This window comes from Croceibacterium mercuriale (genome assembly GCF_000802385.1).
GTDB lineage: Bacteria > Pseudomonadota > Alphaproteobacteria > Sphingomonadales > Sphingomonadaceae > Croceibacterium > Croceibacterium mercuriale.
Genome location: NZ_JTDN01000002.1, coordinates 710939 through 726971 on the forward strand (window position 1 = coordinate 710939; position 16033 = coordinate 726971).

General features: G+C 62.6%; 15 protein-coding genes. 13 read left to right on the forward strand and 2 right to left on the reverse strand.

Features of this window, described 5'->3' with window-relative positions; genetic code table 11:
- The first annotated feature begins 82 nt into the window (after positions 1-82).
- The 6 genes from PK98_RS12910 (at position 83) to PK98_RS12935 (ending at position 6318) form a co-directional block, all read left to right on the forward strand.
- The gene (locus PK98_RS12910) at positions 83-1609 is read left to right on the forward strand and encodes a M23 family metallopeptidase (protein ID WP_052208659.1); all 1527 of its coding nucleotides are present in this window, start codon (positions 83-85) and stop codon (positions 1607-1609) included.
- A gap of 38 nt (positions 1610-1647) precedes the next feature.
- Positions 1648-2646, forward strand: coding sequence for a porphobilinogen synthase (hemB, locus tag PK98_RS12915; RefSeq protein WP_039097254.1), 999 nt, complete (start codon positions 1648-1650; stop codon positions 2644-2646).
- A complete protein-coding gene (locus PK98_RS12920) occupies positions 2639-3196 on the forward strand; it encodes a GNAT family N-acetyltransferase (RefSeq protein WP_039097697.1) in 558 nt (185 codons plus the stop codon). The genes hemB and PK98_RS12920 overlap by 8 nt, the downstream gene beginning before the upstream one ends.
- The gene (locus tag PK98_RS12925; protein ID WP_152608657.1) at positions 3193-3759 is read left to right on the forward strand and encodes a gamma carbonic anhydrase family protein; all 567 of its coding nucleotides are present in this window, start codon (positions 3193-3195) and stop codon (positions 3757-3759) included. The genes PK98_RS12920 and PK98_RS12925 overlap by 4 nt, the downstream gene beginning before the upstream one ends.
- A 205-nt stretch (positions 3760-3964) precedes the next feature.
- A complete protein-coding gene (locus PK98_RS12930) occupies positions 3965-5101 on the forward strand; it encodes a site-specific integrase (protein ID WP_235425509.1) in 1137 nt (378 codons plus the stop codon).
- Entirely contained in the window at positions 5098-6318 is a 1221-nt protein-coding gene (locus tag PK98_RS12935; protein WP_039097256.1) for a tyrosine-type recombinase/integrase, read from the forward strand. Before PK98_RS12930 ends, PK98_RS12935 begins: the two co-directional genes overlap by 4 nt.
- Positions 6319-6412: 94 nt before the next feature.
- Here the strand turns inward: PK98_RS12935 and PK98_RS12940 are convergent, their stop codons facing one another.
- On the reverse strand, positions 6413-7153 hold the full coding sequence (locus tag PK98_RS12940; protein ID WP_235425510.1) for an HNH endonuclease: 741 nt from the start codon (positions 7151-7153) through the stop codon (positions 6413-6415).
- 502 nt (positions 7154-7655) lie between these two features.
- Between PK98_RS12940 and PK98_RS16405 the strand changes: the two genes are divergently transcribed.
- Positions 7656-8048, forward strand: a complete 393-nt coding sequence (locus tag PK98_RS16405; protein ID WP_081996231.1) for a type II restriction endonuclease — start codon at positions 7656-7658, stop codon at positions 8046-8048.
- Positions 8049-8670: 622 nt separating this feature from the next.
- On the opposite strand, the gene PK98_RS16770 is transcribed toward PK98_RS16405, so the two are convergent.
- Positions 8671-8919, reverse strand: a complete 249-nt coding sequence (locus PK98_RS16770; protein ID WP_152608658.1) for a hypothetical protein — start codon at positions 8917-8919, stop codon at positions 8671-8673.
- A gap of 338 nt (positions 8920-9257) precedes the next feature.
- Here PK98_RS16770 and dcm point away from each other — a divergent pair, with 338 nt between their 5' ends.
- From dcm to PK98_RS12975, 6 genes are all read left to right on the forward strand, one after another.
- Positions 9258-10520 carry a DNA (cytosine-5-)-methyltransferase gene (dcm, locus tag PK98_RS12950; protein WP_039097258.1) on the forward strand — a complete coding sequence of 421 codons (1263 nt, stop codon included), beginning with the start codon at positions 9258-9260 and terminating at the stop codon, positions 10518-10520.
- Positions 10510-10980: a very short patch repair endonuclease gene (locus PK98_RS12955; RefSeq protein WP_039097259.1), complete on the forward strand. Its 471-nt coding sequence runs from the start codon at positions 10510-10512 to the stop codon at positions 10978-10980. Before dcm ends, PK98_RS12955 begins: the two co-directional genes overlap by 11 nt.
- The gene (locus tag PK98_RS16410; protein ID WP_200885038.1) at positions 10973-12208 is read left to right on the forward strand and encodes a type II restriction endonuclease; all 1236 of its coding nucleotides are present in this window, start codon (positions 10973-10975) and stop codon (positions 12206-12208) included. Before PK98_RS12955 ends, PK98_RS16410 begins: the two co-directional genes overlap by 8 nt.
- A 104-nt stretch (positions 12209-12312) precedes the next feature.
- Positions 12313-14148 carry a hypothetical protein gene (locus tag PK98_RS12965; protein ID WP_039097260.1) on the forward strand — a complete coding sequence of 612 codons (1836 nt, stop codon included), beginning with the start codon at positions 12313-12315 and terminating at the stop codon, positions 14146-14148.
- On the forward strand, positions 14145-14927 hold the full coding sequence (locus PK98_RS12970; RefSeq protein ID WP_039097261.1) for a hypothetical protein: 783 nt from the start codon (positions 14145-14147) through the stop codon (positions 14925-14927). Before PK98_RS12965 ends, PK98_RS12970 begins: the two co-directional genes overlap by 4 nt.
- Positions 14920-15666, forward strand: a complete 747-nt coding sequence (locus PK98_RS12975) for a hypothetical protein (protein WP_152608659.1) — start codon at positions 14920-14922, stop codon at positions 15664-15666. The genes PK98_RS12970 and PK98_RS12975 overlap by 8 nt, the downstream gene beginning before the upstream one ends.
- Positions 15667-16033: the final 367 nt, after the last annotated feature.

Sequence of the window (16033 nt, forward strand, 5' to 3'; positions counted from 1 at the left end):
CCGGCTCGTCGCCGTTCACCCCGATGCAACTTCATGTGGATAGCAGCTTGCGGCAGGCAGGCGGCAACGGGATGGGGTATCGGTGAACACGGCGCGAGCGAGGATCGGGACGGCGGCACAGCCCGGGCAGGCCATGCCCCGGCGCGCGCCCAATCCGCTCGTCCGCCGGATTCGCCGCCGTCCGCGCATCGCCATCGACCTGGGTCGCGCGGTCGGTTCGCGCCGGTGGCTGACCGGCATGGCGGTGCTTGTGGGGCTGATCGCGCTGACGCTGGCGGCTCTGCCGGACCTGTCCCCGCTCACCGCCGCGCCGCCGGTCAGCCTGCGCCCAGGCGAGGCTGACGAGTTCCGCTCGCTCGGGATCGCGCCGCTGGCGCTGGGGGCGGATAGCGGGCGGCGCATGGGGGCGACCGCTGCGGTGACGCCGCTGAAGGCCACGCCCGAGCGCCCGCGCATCGACCTGCAGGCCCGCTTCGCCGCCGGCGACAGCTACGAACGGCTGCTGGGCCGCGCCGGCGTCGGCGCAGGCGAGGCGGCGCTGGTGGCGCGGCTGATCGGCGGCGCCATGCCGGCCGGGCAGGTGGCGGCCGGCACGCCGGTGGACCTGGTACTCGGCCGTCGCATCGGGCCGGGCCAGCCGCGCCCGCTGGAACAGCTGAGCTTCCGCGCCCGCTTCGACCTGCAGCTGGAAGTGGCGCGGCAGGCCGGGCGGCTGGCGCTGGTGCCCCGGCCCATCCGGGTGGACACCACGCCGCTGCGGCTGCGCGGCAAGGTGGGGGAGGGCGTGTACCGCTCCGCCCGTGCGTCCGGGGCACCGGCGCGGGCGATCCAGCAATATCTGCGCGCCCTGGGGCCGGAGGCGCGGCTGGCGGCCGGCGACGAATACGACATGGTGATCGACTGGCGCCGCGCGGCCACCGGCGAGGTGGAGGAGGGCGAGCTGCTCTATGCCGGCGTGCTGCGCGATGGCCGCCCGCGCCACCAGATGCTGCGCTGGGGTCGCGAGGGCAAGTTCTTCGAGGCGTCGGGCGTGGGCCAGCAGCGCGAAGGCATGGTGCAGCCGGTCGCCGGACCCGTGACCAGCCGATATGGTCCTCGCCGCCACCCGATCCTGCGCTTCACCCGCCTGCATGCCGGGCAGGATTACCGCGCAAGTCACGGCACACCGATATACGCGGTGACCGACGGCACGGTGACCTATGCCGGGCGGCATGGCGGCCACGGCAATTTCGTGCGCCTGCGCCATGCCGGGGGCCTCGGCACCGGCTACGCGCATATGAGCCGCATCGCGGTGCGCAACGGCGCGCGGGTGCGGCGCGGGCAGGTGATCGGCTATGTCGGCTCCACCGGCCTGTCCACCGGGCCGCACCTGCATTTCGAGGTCTATCGCGGCGGGCGCACGGTAAACCCGGCCTCCGTGCGCTTCACCACCCGCGCGGTGCTGGAAGGGCGCGAGCTGGCGAACTTCCGAGCGCGCCTCGCCGAACTGCGCCGGGTGGTGCCCGGTGCCGCGCTGCAGCCGCTGGCGCCGGAGCCTGCCGTAACGGCGGCCGAGCGGGGGCCGCTGCGGGAGATCGACCGGGTGGACAGTACGCAGGTGGTCCGCTGAGCTTGCGGCTGCGGCCGATCTGCGGCACCCCACGCGGGATGAACGCAGCCCCCTACCCCGCTACCCGCCTGCGCCGTCCGCGGGCGACCGCCTGGAGCCGGGCCATGCACCGCGAGACGGTGCTGACCCCGGCAGACCTGATCTGGCCGCTGTTCGTGACCGAAGGCACGAATGTGGAACAGCCGGTCGCCAGCCTGCCGGGCGTGTCCCGCTGGTCGGTGGACGGCATCGTGGCGCGGGCGAAGGAGGCGGTGGCGCTGGGCATCCCGTGCGTGGCGCTGTTCCCGAACACCCCCACCGCCGCGCGCAGCGCCGATGCGGCCGAAGCGCTGAACCCCGACAACCTGATGTGCCGCGCCATCCGCGCCATCCGCGGTGCCTGCGGCGACAGCATCGGCGTGCTGACCGACGTGGCGCTGGATCCCTATACCAGCCACGGGCAGGACGGGCTGCTGGACGATGCCGGCTATGTCGCCAACGACATCACGGTGGAGATGCTGGTCGGCCAGGCGCTGGTCCAGGCGGAGGCCGGCAGCGACATCGTCGCCCCGTCCGACATGATGGACGGCCGCATCGCCGCGATCCGCGCCGGGCTGGAGGCAGGCGGCCACCACAATGTCCAGATCATGAGCTACGCCGCCAAATATGCCAGCGCCTTCTACGGTCCGTTCCGCGATGCGGTGGGCAGTTCGGGCGTGCTGCAGGGCGACAAGAAGACGTACCAGATGGACCCTGCCAATGCGGAGGAGGCCCTGCGCGAAGTGGCGCTGGATCTGGCCGAGGGGGCCGACAGCGTGATGGTGAAGCCGGGGCTGGCCTATCTCGACATCATCTGGCGGGTGAAGCAGCAGTTCGGCGTGCCGGTCTTCGCCTATCAGGTCAGCGGCGAATATGCCCTGATCGAGGCCGGCGTGGCGGCGGGCGTCGCCGCGCGCGAGGCATTGGTGATGGAGAAGCTGACCGGCTTCAAGCGGGCCGGCTGTTCCGGCATCCTGACCTATCATGCGCCGCTGGCGGCACGGCTGCTCGGTGCCTGACTTCACCCTCTCCACGCCCCGGCTGGTGCTGCGCGAATGGCGCGAGGCGGATGTCGCGCCGTTCCATGCGATGTGCCGCGACCCGCTGGTGATGCGCTTCGTCGGGCCGGACCTGACCCGGCGGCAGGCGGCGGGCGAGATCGCGCAATACCGGCAGGAACGCCGGCGCGACGGGCACAGCTTCATGGCGGTGGAACATCGCACGAGCGGGCGCTTCATCGGCTTCTGCGGCATCCGGCGCGGCTGCCCCGGCACGCCGCTGGCCGGTCAGCCGGAACTGGGCTGGCGCCTGGCCAAGCGGGCATGGGGCCAGGGTTATGCGCGCGAGGCGGCGGCGGCGGCGATCACCTGGGGATTCGGCCATCTGGCGGATGAGCGGCTGATGGCGATGACCGCGCCGGCCAACAATCGGTCATGGGGGCTGATGCTGCGGCTGGGGATGGAGCATCGCCCGGAACTCGACTTCGGCCATTCGCGCCGGACCGGCGCGCGGGTGCACCGGCCGCATGTCGTGTTCAGCGTCAACCGCACCGGCTGGACCGCGGCATGAATGTGGCGGACCGCTTCCCGTGGGCCACCATCATGCCGTTCGCCGGCAAGATGCCGCAGATCCACGACACCGCCTTCGTCGCGCCCGGTGCGCGCATCATCGGTGACGTGACGATCGGGCCGGAGGCCAGCGTGTGGTACAATTGCGTGCTGCGCGGCGACATCCACCGCATCGTGATCGGCGCGCGCAGCAACGTGCAGGATGGCAGCGTCTTCCACGTGGAAGGGCCGCGTCCCGACACGGACGGCCAGCCCAGCATCCTGGGCGAGGATTGCGTGATCGGCCACATGGCGGTGGTGCATGGCGCCACTGTGCATGATGGCGGCTTCGTCGGCATGGGGGCGGTCGCGATGGACGGCGCGGTGATCGGCGCGGGCGCCATGCTGGGCGCCGGCGCGCTGCTCGGCCCCGGCAAGACGATCCCCCCGGCGGAGATCTGGGTCGGCCGCCCGGCCAGGTTCCTGCGCACGCAGACCCCGGAACAGGTGGCCAAGATCCGCTTCCAGACCGAACGCTACTGTCGCCTCGCCCAGGCACACCTGGCGGAGCTGACCGCGAGGTAGCACACCCTACACGGCTAGCCGTATTTAGATGGGAAAAAGTGCAATCGAATCAACGAAGGTGTTCACCAAAGCGCTCCGCAGTGCGGGTGCCGCCGATGGCCTTCTGCTCCCCGCAAATCCGCAGATCTCTGGGACTCTTCACGGCAAATTTGATACATCCGATGGCCTTATGGTCCCCACCGGCCAGAGTCGCCCAAAACGGGCCTTGCTGGATGGCAATGTCGCACGGCGCAAGCTGCCGCTGCGCACCACCGAGTACTGCATCTGGGACACCGAACTGAAGGGCTTCGGGCTGCGTGTTCGGCCCTCCGGCAAGTACCTCTGGTTCGTCCGTGTACGGCACCGTGACAAGCAACGGCGATACACACTCGGCAGTACCGAAGAGCTGGATGCGGTGCTCGCTCGATCGCAGGCACGGCGACTGCTGGCCGAGGTCGCGCTGGACGGTCTGCCGAAGCGCGTTGTCGTGAAGGCGACGCCAACGATGGACGACTTTGTCGAGACCTATTGGCCCGATCTTGCGAGGGGGTGGAAGCCGCGGACCGTAACGCGGAATATGAACGCCTGGAAATTGCAGCTGAAGGCCCCCTTCGGAGCTTGCAGGGTAGCGGATATCACCCGCGCGGATGTGGTGCGCTGGAGGGATGGTTGCGCGGGTGAAAGTGAGGCGCAGTTCAATCGCGCTGTGCCAGTGTTGGCGTCGTTGATGAAGTATGCCGAAGCGCTGCATCTACGACGCAAGGGATCGAATCCGTGCAGGGGTATATCGCGCTACAAACGGGAGGCGAAGGAGCGCTACCTTACGCCGCTGGAATACCGGCGGATCGGCAAGGAGCTGGCCGAGGATGAGGCGGCGTTTCCGGGTGAAGTTGCGATTGTCCGCCTGCTGCTTCTTACCGGCGCGCGGGTCAGCGAGATACGCGACTTGCAGTATGAGTGGGTGAAGCCGCCGCGACTTGTCCTGCCGGACAGCAAGACCGGCCCCAAGATCATCTGGCTGAACAGCAAGGCGCTTGCGATCCTTGAGGCTGTTCCGCGCATTGATGGTTGCCCGTTCGTCTTTCCAAACAGAAAGAGGACCAAGCCGATGCTGCTTGATCCCTGGTGGTCGAAGTTTCGCCGACGGTGTGCCCTGCCGGACGTGCGGATCCACGACCTCCGGCACAGCTTTGCCTCAGCCGCCATTATGGACAACGTGCCACTGGCTACCATCGGCAAACTGCTCGGTCATGTGCTGCCGGAGACGACAGCGAAATACGCCCACTTGGCAGACGAGGTAATTGCCGACGCCGCTCAGCGCGTCTCCGGCTCGCTCGCCAGCGCGATCGGCCTACGCCAATGACGGCGCTCGCCCTCAAGCAGGTGGTGGCGGAGGCGCTGGCCCGTGTCGGCGCCGACACTAGCTTCAACCGCGTGCCGAAAGGCAAGCCACGCTCGACCACATGGATCGGCATCGAGAACGGCTTCGGCATCCGCCATTATTCCACCGGTCGCAACGTCTACATCGTCCAGACCCGCATGGCCGGACGGCTGCGCACCGTCACGATTGGGCCGGCATCGGTCATTACCCGCGATCAGGCGACCAAGGTCACGCGTATGGTGCTGGCCTACGCTCGCATCGGCGATGACCCGGCCACCGATCGGGCGCGCATACGCTCGGCACCCAGGTTCGACGACTTTCTCGATGAGTTCTGGACCAAGTGGGCCGTGCGCTGGAGCGACCAAACCTTCAGCAACAATTCCGGGTACCGCCGCAACTATCTCGACGATGCCTTCCCGGGCATCTTTGTCGACGAGTTGAACGAGGCGCATGTCACCAAATGGTTCGCCGACCTCAACAATAAGACCAGCCCCGGCGCGGCGAACATGACGCTTGGCCTGCTCAGCCTGATGATGAACAAGGCCGAGGCATGGGGCTACCGATTGGAGAACACCAATCCGTGCCGCGTGGTTCGCTGGAACCGCCGCCGGCACTGCCAACGCTTCCTCAGCACCGAAGAACTGCACCGCCTGGGCGAGGTGCTGGAGCGGGAGCGTGCCTCTGAGAACCCGGTGAAAGCGCTGGCAGCAACAGCCGCGACCCTCCTGCTGCTCACCGGTTGCCGCCATGGCGAGATCATCGGGCTGCATTGGAAGGACATCCGCGGCAATCGACTGAAGCTGCGCCATGGCAAGACTGGGCCGCGAACTGTTTGGCTAGGGGACGAAGCGCGGGCGCTGCTCGACACCATCCCGCGCCACAAGAACATTGACTGGCTATTTTGGAACGTGCGCTACCGCCGGCCGATAAAATGCATCGTCCACTACTGGCACGAGTTCCGCGCCGACGCCAAGCTGCCCGGCGTTCGCATCCATGACCTACGCCACACTTTTGCCAGCCATGCCGCGATGAACAAGGAAACGCTGCCGATGATCGGCCGGCTGCTGGGCCATGCGTCCGTGCAGTCGACGGCGCGGTACGCGCACCTCGATGATGAGCACGTGCTTGAAGCAGCGGAACAGATCGGGACGGCAATCGAGCGGATGATGCACCCGCCGGGGCAGCACGCGGGAGTGTAGCTGGGCAGTTCAAGCAATTGGGCTGTCGAGACTTCCGGGTTCTTGGTGAAGGCGTCACTGTAGCTGCTATCGACCCGGCGGAGGTTTGCTAGCCTCAATGCTTGAAGCAATGCTCCCGATGCCAGCGAATGAACGGAGCATGCGGGCGATCGGCTGCGCGCTGTGGCATGAGCACACGGCGGCTAGCATTGATGATGCCGCGGATACTTTCCGCGTCGTTGGCCTGCCGTGACACCATGATCCCCATGTCCTCGTCTAGGGAGATTAGCCCGCGATCAAACATCCAGTGCGCCGTGCCCGACAAAGCCAGACCATTGCTGATGATGTCGGGTCCATCAGCATCGACAGGTCGGATGTGAGCGGCTTCAACTTCGGCCCGCCCACCGCCGTTGATCAGCTTCAGCCCGGTGATCGCGCAGCGTTCATCATAAGCTACGAGAACAATTCGCCTGAAGACGCGATCACGTACCACCCGCGACACGATCGCGGACACGCGCTTTCTCGCCTCGTCGAAGATGAAGGGCGCCCGTTCTTCGCGCACAACCAGATTGGCTGCGGCGATGTCTGTGCGCGGGAGCAGCGGTTGTTCGTCCGCCAAGCCTGCGTCCACAATCCGAGTGGAATCACCGGGAGACAGCGTGCGGACCGCCGCCTGTGCGCGTCCGGAAATGCGGCCCATGTCGTTCAGAACACCGCGTTCGATTGGACCATCCAGATCAGTAAACGGGACCGGGGTGGCAAAATCGAGATAGCTACTTGGCTCGATCAGTGCGAGATACATGCCATCCGCCGAGGGATCAGGGATAATGTCCGGCTTAAGCGGACGCTCGTTCACGCGTCGTGGGTGACTGCCTCAGCGGCAGAGATGAGCCAACATAGACCGGTTTGTGGAAGGCGCTCAGCGCATCGTCGGCCATACCTGTCTTCAAAAAGCCGTTGGTGAATGTAAGAGTTAATGAACGCTGCCGTCAATCAAACCGTCTGCTGCGAGGACCCCTGCATCGTGTAGCCATGCCGACCCTGATGAAGGATGGCGATGAGTAGGCATTTGAACAGGTAACGCCGTCTTCTAGCATTGCTCGCCAAGTGATACGGCGAACAGAGGACTCAACCAAATCTACAGCTCGGAGGAATAGCAACCTAGATATCGGCTCGCCTGCAAGAATTCGGGTGGCTATGCTGTTCTTAGCCTCAGGGGTGGTCAGAGCAGTGAACTCGGATCTGTCGCACCTGTTTCGGTCATAAACTTGCCCTTTAATTGTTCGACAGCCAAGATGCGCTGCTATGTTCACAAAAAATATCTAAGTGAAGCATTTGATAGTATTAAGGAAAGCGCAATGTCCAAGATACCTATGGTTCTCAATCCAGCATGTATTAAAACACTTGCAGCGGTCGAGGCTCATCCCGACCGTTCGAACCAACATGAATTCAACGGAGTAGCCGCGCTAGAGCAGTTGTTTGGCGTGGCTAGAAGAAAGATTGAAGCGGTATTTTCTGTACGAGGAGAGGATCACTCTTACGTAGCAGAAGTCACTTGGTACGACGCTCGGGAAAACCATCCAGATCGTTCTGAGCATAGACTTTACTTTAAAAGAAACCCAGTGATGGAGCGCGCTCGGGAGGGAGATAATATGCTGATTGGCTTTGATGGAGATCAGCTTAATTGCATTCTGATCCCTAATGCGTCCACGCAATACACTGGCTGGACGCCATCGCCATCCTTATACTAGTACAAATTGCAAGGTTCGACACATCTTCTGGTGTGTGATCATGGTGTGGTGCTCAGCGTCATCCTATGGCCGAGCTGGCCCAGACCATCAACACTAGAACTTCGGTGGCCACGATCCGTAGGGTGAGCATGAAGGGGCAATCATCCGGCGCCTGTGCGATCGGCTTCCCTGACCGCGTGCGAGATGTGTTGAACGTGTCAAAGCGCCAAAGGGAGCCAATTTCACCCGCTGACAACGGCTCCGGCTAATGGAAAAGAGGCGTTGGGAATGACGGAAGTTCATTACGGCTCATGAGCGACCTTGCTGAGGTGAATGCGATTATCGACCTCCTACGAAGTGGGCACGACATGCTGCCCTTTCTGACCGGGTTGTACCCTGCGACCCTGATGCAGCTTCAACCATTGCCGCTGACATGCAGGCCTTGCTGGAGGCCACTCCTTACTAACGCCCACCCGAGCCAAGCGAGGGGCCTGTTTGGTTGCAGATCGGGAGTGCAGACGATGCGGCCTGGCTGCTGGTGTACCGCAGCCGCGGCGCCGGCATCCTGTACGTCATTGCCCCGGACAGACTGGCTGCGTGAGCGATCGGCGGCGGAATTCCACCTCTAGCCCCTTCGGGCGAGCTAGGTTCGCTCGACCTTGCCGACCATCAGGTGTGCTGGGCCATCCTCGCTGGCGACAAGCACCAGCTCGCGGAAGGGCTGGTTGTGGAGATCGCGTTCGACCAGATAATCGAGGATGTGCCCGCCCGGCTTGAGGGTGCGACGCTGCTGGACGTGGATACAGCCATCCTCGACAAAAAGCGGCGTCCAGATAGATGGCATGCCTTCGCCCGGGCACGGTTGCGGGCGCAGGCTCTTGGCCTTGGACACTATCTGCAGGCGCGAGAGGGCGTTTCCAGGTTTGGCTGGTAGAGACGGACGATCCCCGTGCGAACTTTGTGGCCAAGAGGCATAGGACTACCGGTTGACTGGACCTGTCTGGCTCCAAGACCATCGAGGCGGTCGATCCAGTCGTGTCGGAGTATTGCCTGATGGCCCCGCTACACTGGCTGCGGGTCTTGCCGGTGTGATCAGCGGGGAGCCGCGGGCGCTTGTCCAGGATCAGTGGTTAACTTCCCCCCGGGGATAAAACATAAATTGTCCCTGTTTGTTCTTGCCTGTTGGGAGGCTCTACGCCAAAGTGGCACGAATTGTCCCAGAGGTGACCCTTGCGTTCAGCCGTTTCCGAGTTCTCCCGCCTTCGCACCAGCGCCGGCATCAGTGTCGATGCGTTCGCGGCCACATCGGGCTTCTCGCGCCGGACGGTGTATCGCTGGGAAAGCGGCGACGTGCCGCCTCGTGGTGCTGCGGTAAAGCTGCTGGACAGCATGATCCGGGAGAGCCGGGCGGCAAAGCCGCAGGGCAAGGCCTTTCGCTTCATTGACCTGTTCGCCGGCATTGGCGGCCTGCGTCGCGGGTTCGATGAATGGGGCGAATGCGTCTTCACCAGCGAGTGGGACCGCCATTCGCAGAAGACCTATCTCGCCAACTACGACTGGCAGCATGAGGTCACCGGTGACATTACCGAGGTGCCGGTGGAAAGCATCCCGGAGCATGACCTGCTGCTGGCCGGCTTTCCGTGTCAGCCATTCTCGATTGCCGGCGTATCCAAGAAGAACGCCCTCAATCGGCCGCATGGCTTCGCTGACGAGACGCAGGGCACGCTGTTCTTCAATGTCGCGAAGATCATACAGCACCACCGGCCCAAGGCCTTCCTGCTGGAGAACGTCAAGAATCTGATCAATCACGACAAGGGCCGGACGTTCGAGGTCATTCACCGTACGTTGACCGAGGAGCTGGGCTATCAGGTCCATTGGAAAGTCATTAATTCCAAGGCCTTCGTACCCCAGCAGCGTGAGCGCATCTTCATCGTTGGCTTCCGCGATTCCAACGATTTCACCTTCGCCGACCTCGTGCTGCCCGACCCGCTTAACGGGCCCAAGCTGGGCACCATCCTGCATCCCGAGGATGGCACGGAGGAACTGGACGCCCCCTACACACGCGGGAATATCGCTTCGGTGTCCGAGAAGTACACTCTGACAGACAAGCTATGGGCTTATCTTCAGGGCTATGCCGACAAGCACAAGGCGGCCGGCAATGGCTTTGGTTTCGGGCTGGTTGGTCCGAACGACGTCGCTCGCACCCTGTCAGCGCGCTACTACAAGGACGGATCGGAAATCCTTGTCGAGCAGAAGGGAAAGAACCCCCGTCGCCTGACGCCGCGCGAATGTGCCCGGCTGATGGGATTTGATGAGCCGGACGGTCGCGACTTCATTATCCCGGTGTCCGATACGCAGGCCTATCGCCAGTTCGGCAACGCCGTCGTGGTGCCGGTGGTGAAGGCTGTAGCCGAGCATATGCTGCCATGGCTGCTTGACCCTGCGGAGATCGAACCGGAGCGGCTCCAGCGAAAGCTGGCACTTGCCGGGTGATATAGTCGACCCGGCGACGCGCAGCCGCATGATGGCCGGGATCAAGGGGAAGAACACCAAACCCGAGCTGGTGGTGCGGAGCGGCCTTCATGCCGCCGGCTTTCGCTTCAAACTGCACGACCGCGCACTACCCGGGAAGCCCGACATGGTGCTGCCGCGCTGGCGTGCGGTTGTCTTCGTCCATGGCTGCTTCTGGCACGCCCATGATTGCTCGCTGTTTCGCTGGCCGGGCACCCGGCAGGAGTTCTGGCGGCAGAAGATCGGCCGCAACCAGGAGCGCGATGCCGAAGTAGAAGTCGCGCTTGACCATGCCGGATGGCGCGTGCTCAAAATCTGGGAATGTGCAATCAAAGGTCCTGGCAGGATCGGGGCTGATGCCGTCGTGTCGCTCGCGGCCGACTGGCTGCGCTCCGATCAGCGGCATGGCGAAATCAGGGGGACGGATCGTGCCGATGGGTGATCTTGTCGAGTGGCTGGATGAGTACGGCGGACCGGGGTTCGTCTGGTATGTGAAGCGCCTGTCCAGCAACGACACTCTGGCGAACGACAGCCATCAGGCTGGACCCTATATCCCGCGCGAAGTCCTGTTCGACCTCTTCCCGATGCTCAATAAGCCGGCAGTGAAGAACCCGGACGTATGGTTCGACCTCTACGTGGACTCCCATCCCGATCACCAGCGGGTCCGGGCGGTCTGGTACAACAACAAGCTGCACGGCAATCCCAAGGGCGGTCGCAACGAGACACGGCTGACCAACTTCGGTGGGCAGGCCTCCGCGCTGCTTGATCCCGAAAGCACCGGCGCGCTGACAATTTTCGCCTTCAGCAAGGTCGATCCGGCCGCGGTGCCCGACTGCCACGTTTGGGTCTGCCGGCATGAGACGGAAGAGGATCTTCTCGAGGACCGGGTCGGACCGGTGGAGCCGGGCAAGTGGCTGTTGTGGCCGCGGGTGCAGGATGGCTTGCTTGATCTGTTGCAGGCGCCAGCGGGGCGCGCGAGCTGCTGGCTGGCTGATGATGAAATCCCGGCAGCATGGCGTATAGGGTTTCCATCCGGTGCTGACATTATCCGCAAAGCGGTCGAGCTGCGCGCAGATGCCGGCCTTGATCCCGACAAGCGGCTGATGCGTCGCCGCGATTGCGAGTTCGAGATTTTCCGCAGCGTTGAGCAGGCGATTGAACTGCCATTTATTCAGGCTGGCTTCGGAACGGTGGACGACTTCATCGCCCGCGCCCAGACCATCCTCCAGCGCCGCAAGGCCAGGTCGGGCCGATCGCTGGAGTTGCATACCCGCGCGATCTTCATGGAGGAGCGGTTGGTTGAGGGCACACACTTTGCCCATCAGCCGGAGTCCGAGGCCGGCAAGCGGCCGGACTTCCTGTTTCCGTCAGTGACGGCCTATCGTGATGCCAATTTCCCAGCTGACCGGCTCCGAATGCTGGCGGTTAAAACGACGTGCAAGGATCGCTGGCGGCAAATCCTCAACGAAGCTGATCGTATACCTGCCAAGCACCTGCTGACGTTACAGGAGGGTGTGTCGGAGCCGCAGTTTCGTGAGATGACGAATGCGGGTGTGCAGCTCGTGGTGCCGGCGGGTATCGTCGACACGTTCCCCAAGGGTGTTCGGCCTCACCTTCAAACGCTCGAGAGCTTTATCGGCGATGTGCGACTTCTGCCACTAGCAGGATAAAAGCTCGGTGTTTTGGCCTGTGCTAACGATCTCCTTGTGATCGGCCCAACATTCCGCTTTCTTGTCTGAGGATAGTGCAGAAGTGGTGACTTGGCGGAGTTTGGATGCAACTACATTTTCAAGAAATCAGGCCTGGAGACGTCGAGCAGGAGCTGACGCAGAAGGACCAGTTTGACACCGACAAGGTGCCCCTGACCGCGACTTTGGTCAGGGAAGCACTCCAGAATGTTATGGATGCCCGGGCGCCGGACTTTGATCAGCCACTTCGGGTGCGCATCGCATTTCATGACAGCACCGCCGATCCGGAGTTCTGGCAGGAGTTGTTTACCGGCTTTCGCCACCATCTGGAAGCCAGTGGCGTCTCGATCGAGGGCATTAGGCTGGACGCCCCTCGCTTTCTGCTGATCGAGGATTTCGGGACCACAGGCCTGCGTGGAGCTACCGAGGAGCGCGATGAACGTGAGTTCTCCGATTTCTGGCGCCGCGTTGGCAAGTCACACAAGAGTAGCGGCAAGGGCGGCAGCTGGGGCTTGGGAAAGCTGGTCTTCCCAGTTTCGTCAGCCCTCCGATGCTTCTTCGGACTAACGATCAGAAGTGACGACGGTTCGCGAAGCCCCAAGCTGATGGGGCAGACGATCCTCAGCACGCATGTGCTCGATGACAAACGCTACGTGCCTCATGGCTTCTTCTGCGACCTCGGGCAGGACGGCATCCAGGTGCCGGTGTTTGATGACGGAACGGTAGAGAGGTTTCGTCGCGCGACCGGACTCGCGCGTACAGATCAGCCAGGCCTGTCTATCGCGATCCCGTTCCCCCGCGAGGAGATCACCGGTGAGGCGCTGATCCCCTTTGTGATCGAGCACTACTTCTTTCCGATCCTGACGGGCGAACTGATCATCCAGATTGGCGATGAAACTATCTCGGCGGGGACACTTGAGCAGCTGGCAGAACGGTATCCGGCGCCAGTTCTGAAAGATGGTTACATGATTGCCTTCATCAAGGCGCTGGATGCCTCCAGGACCGCGGATGCACCGGTCAATGTACCGGATGGCTGGGATAGCTCTGCCGGGCTGGAAGCTGTGCTGGACGCGGCTCTCGTTCAGGAGTTGCGCGCGCGATATCTGCGTGGAGAGTTACTTCATTTCCGCCTGCCAATTGCCTGCAACTCAATTGCTGAAGGCCGGCTAACAGGAAGCTTCGATGTTTTTCTGCAACCGGCCCCGGCCGGTGCCAGTCCGGTACCGCTGTTCATTCGGAATTCGATCACCGTCCCGAATGAGGCCAGCTACTTCACAAACCCGCAGGTTTTCGCGGCTGTGGTAGCTTCGGACAAGGTCGTCAGTTCCTTTCTGCGCGACGCAGAGAATCCTGCTCACACCAGTTGGAACGGACGCGCGGAGAAGCTGATGGCCCGTTGGCGAACCCCCGGTTCAACACTGCCAAAAATTCGCCACAGTGCCCGGAAGCTGGATCAGCTAGTCGGCAACTCGGAGAACATCATTGATCCGGACGCGCTGATTTCCCTTCTGAACATTCCGAGGCCTGCCACGGCAAAAAAGCGGAAGGTTCCAAACCCAATCAGTCCTCCGTCTCCAACCCCTCCGGAGCCGACGCCACGACCGTATCGGATCATTCCCAATGTGGGCGGCTTCACAGTGAAGGGAGCGGGCGAGAGCGCAATTTCCGAGATGCCGATGTCCATCAATGTTCGGATGGCTTACGCGATTGCCCGCGGCGATGCTTTTAAGCGGTACGATCGCAACGATTTCAGTCTGGCCGGGGCAACCGACATCAGGATTCAGGCTGATGGAGCCACCAGCCAGCCTGCCGCTGACAATGTCCTGCTGATCGAGGCTGATGCTCCCGATTTCAGTGTTACCGTGAGCGGCTTCGATCCCAATCGCGATGTTATCGTCCAGTCGAACAGGGTAAGGGCATGAAGCGGACGATCAACTCGACCGGGCGCAGAAAGCTGACGCTGGATCAGGTCACTATCAGGATCGAAGATCCGGCAGTCGCCGGAGGTACCCGCCGCTTCTCGGCCGAGCTGACAGGGCTTGACGACATGAACCTGCCAGCGAACGCGAGGGTCTATGTCGAGCCTTACGCGAGGTCCTCCTTCATGCGGTTCGACTATGGCACCGTAGCTACTCTTCGGGCGCCGTCTGACACCGGACTTGTCGATATCGACGCTGGATCTCCCGTTCTATTCGATGTGAAAGTCGTGGACGAAAGTGAGAACATCGGCCGGATTCTGGCTGCCGCCAGAGCGATCAGTCCTGTCAACTCTGTCGAGGGTGACGACAAGCGGCGCTCGCTCCTCCCAGTTGAGTCACGCGATCTTGGCGAGCTGGTATGGCAGCTCGATATGCCGCCTGACGCCCGCCCGGTCTTGGTCCTGAACAGCCGGGTTCCGAATGCACTTGTCCGGCTTAAGAGCGATCCGCTCATTCAGGGAGCGATCCTGCCTGCCGCCATCGCACTGATCCTCGACAGGCTGCTCGATCCAGAGGGCCCCGGTACGGAGGACGACGAGTGGGTCGATGATTGGCTGACCTGGTACCGGGCTGCCACGGGAATTGAGCCGGAGGAGCGGCTCGATGCCGAGGAGCGACGCATTCTTGTACTGAACGCCTGCCAGAGTTTTGCGACCCAGCAGCGGTTTGCCACGCGTACCGAGGGGTTTGGTGACCAGCAGGAAGGGTCAAACAATGACTGAACCATTGCGCAGGCTCACTGACGAGGGAATTAATCACTTTCGGGATTATATCGAGCGGATCCGCAATGGGGCGAAGGATCAGCCCCCGTCCGATCTGCTAACAGACCCGGTTTTCTCGGAATCGGTCGCAGGCGGGGTGGTGCTACCGCCTGACCTGCCAGAGGACGCTTTAAGCGACCGCTTCAGGTTTGGCATATGGCTGAGGGACTTGCTGGCTCCATTAAAGCAGAACACGCTTCCAAGAGATTACCAACTATGGAATTGGCTTTCCCTCCGGTTCTTCGATCAGCTTTGTGCCGCCGGCGGGGGCGATCTCCGCCGGCCTCGCCGGGATGAAGCGTACATCCTCGACGCCGCGTTTTCGCATACGAAGTATTACCGGCATCTGGTTCGAATGGCGTGGATGGCGGTCAGTCTGCACGGCGAGTACGGCAAGATCCTGCTGAAATCGCGGAATGCCGACGGGCCGCCTCTTGCTGGTTCCGGCGAAATTGTAGAGCAGCTCGCCTCGCGTCAGAGCCTATTCGGCAATGCTACCCTCATACAGGGTGCTTATCAGTTGTATTTTAGCGAGGATGAGCAACGTCCACGGCGAGGGGCGGGCGGTTCCGGCGCAGGGTCGCCTCGTCGACTGGCGACAGTGGTCCAGCAACTCGATTTAACATACGACCTGAGAGACTGTACGCCGGAGCAATTCATTGCGCTTCTTCCGAAAGAATTTAATCGATGGAGGGCTTAGAGTAGATTAGACACGCCCGCACGTCTGGTCAGGTAAGTGTCGTCTGGCGTCTGGTAATGGGATCTGTCGCTTTAATGAGGGTCGGGACCTCGGTTGAACGGGGTCTGCCTTGTGCCACGTGCAGAGATTACCTCGCCCGGCTTCAAGTCGGGCATTGCTCCAAGCAATTGAGGCGCATGGGATGAAGAGATTGTGGCTGGTGGCGGCCATGGGTTTGATGTCGGCATCTACATCTAGCCAAGCACAGGATAGTGATGGCGCTAATTAAGCTTTCCAAGCCTAACTCGCTAGGTGGAGCACTCAAGAGACGGCTGCGGAGCGGGATATCGAATTGGCGGGCGAGCTTTCGCGGGCGTTCTATTGTAAA

Bases quoted from the DNA above. Each gene is read 5' to 3' on its own strand.
- PK98_RS12965 (WP_039097260.1), top strand. From the start codon at position 12,313: ATGCAACTACATTTTCAAGAAATCAGGCCTGGAGACGTCGAGCAGGAG.
- PK98_RS12925 (WP_152608657.1), top strand. From the start codon at position 3,193: ATGAATGTGGCGGACCGCTTCCCGTGGGCCACCATCATGCCGTTCGCC.
- PK98_RS12970 (WP_039097261.1), top strand. From the start codon at position 14,145: ATGAAGCGGACGATCAACTCGACCGGGCGCAGAAAGCTGACGCTGGAT.
- PK98_RS16405 (WP_081996231.1), top strand. From the start codon at position 7,656: ATGTCCAAGATACCTATGGTTCTCAATCCAGCATGTATTAAAACACTT.
- PK98_RS12975 (WP_152608659.1), top strand. From the start codon at position 14,920: ATGACTGAACCATTGCGCAGGCTCACTGACGAGGGAATTAATCACTTT.
- PK98_RS16410 (WP_200885038.1), top strand. From the start codon at position 10,973: ATGGGTGATCTTGTCGAGTGGCTGGATGAGTACGGCGGACCGGGGTTC.
- PK98_RS12935 (WP_039097256.1), top strand. From the start codon at position 5,098: ATGACGGCGCTCGCCCTCAAGCAGGTGGTGGCGGAGGCGCTGGCCCGT.
- hemB (WP_039097254.1), top strand. From the start codon at position 1,648: ATGAACGCAGCCCCCTACCCCGCTACCCGCCTGCGCCGTCCGCGGGCG.